This window comes from Micromonospora sp. NPDC050695, assembly GCF_040654415.1.
GTDB lineage: Bacteria > Actinomycetota > Actinomycetes > Mycobacteriales > Micromonosporaceae > Micromonospora.
Genome location: NZ_JBFAHZ010000103.1, coordinates 1,259 through 2,609, shown reverse-complemented (window position 1 = coordinate 2,609; position 1,351 = coordinate 1,259). Strand labels below are relative to the sequence as shown.

Here is a 1,351-nt window from a genome sequence, read left to right as displayed (position 1 = left end):
CTTTCACCTACCGGACTTTCACCGTCTACGGTCAGCCATTCCAGACTGTTCGACTAGCCACTAACTTTGTAACTTCTCGAACAAGTGTCAGCTTGTTCAGCAGGGTCCCACAACCCCAACCACGCAACCCCTGACAGGTATCACACGCAGCCGGTTTAGCCTCAATCCGCTTTCGCTCGCCACTACTCACGGAATCACTAAATTGTTTTCTCTTCCTACGGGTACTGAGATGTTTCACTTCCCCGCGTTCCCTCCACACACCCTATGTGTTCAGGTGTGGGTGACACCACATGACTGGTGCCAGGTTTCCCCATTCGGACACCCTGGGATCACAGCTTGGTTGACAGCTCCCCCAGGCCTATCGCGGCCTCCCACGTCCTTCATCGGCTCCTGGTGCCAAGGCATTCACCGTTCGCCCTTGACAACTTGACCACAAAGATGCTCGCGTCCACTGTGCAATTCTCAACAAACGACCAACCCACAACCCGATCCGCCCCACACCAAACCCAACCCAACAGTCGGCGGTATGTGAGGCCAGGCCATGCCTGGCAGACTTCTGAGCCCCACCAGGGGCTCAGACCAGTCTCCGAAAGAAACAACCAACGGTTGTTCTTTCAGGACCCAACAGGGTGCTCTACATTCCCCCCCAGCCGCACCAACAGCATCCGTTCCCACCACCCGAAGATGGCTGTACTAAGCGCCGCCGGCCGTTGCCGAGGCAAAACTTGCCAGTGTCTCCGCCATTCGAGCACCCCACCACCACATTCGGGCAGCGCGGGCTCCTTACCGACTTTCGTCGGAAGGTGCTCCTTAGAAAGGAGGTGATCCAGCCGCACCTTCCGGTACGGCTACCTTGTTACGACTTCGTCCCAATCGCCAGCCCCACCTTCGACGGCTCCCTCCACAAGGGTTGGGCCACCGGCTTCGGGTGTTGCCGACTTTCGTGACGTGACGGGCGGTGTGTACAAGGCCCGGGAACGTATTCACCGCAGCGTTGCTGATCTGCGATTACTAGCGACTCCGACTTCACGGGGTCGAGTTGCAGACCCCGATCCGAACTGAGACCGGCTTTTTGGGATTCGCTCCACCTCACGGTATCGCAGCCCATTGTACCGGCCATTGTAGCATGCGTGAAGCCCTGGACATAAGGGGCATGATGACTTGACGTCATCCCCACCTTCCTCCGAGTTGACCCCGGCAGTCTTCGATGAGTCCCCGCCATAACGCGCTGGCAACATCGAACGAGGGTTGCGCTCGTTGCGGGACTTAACCCAACATCTCACGACACGAGCTGACGACAGCCATGCACCACCTGTGACCGCCCCCGAAGGACCCCCCATCTCTGGAGGTT

General features: G+C 58.4%; 2 rRNA genes (both cut by a window edge). Both read right to left on the bottom strand.

The window, feature by feature from the left end:
- A 23S ribosomal RNA gene (locus AB0H52_RS31300) occupies positions 1 to 432 on the bottom strand (it extends 2,775 nt beyond the left edge of the window).
- Positions 433 to 814: 382 nt separating this feature from the next.
- Positions 815 to 1,351 (bottom strand): 16S ribosomal RNA (locus AB0H52_RS31295) (it continues 1,077 nt past the right edge of the window).
- Together the 16S and 23S rRNA genes form the textbook arrangement of a ribosomal RNA operon.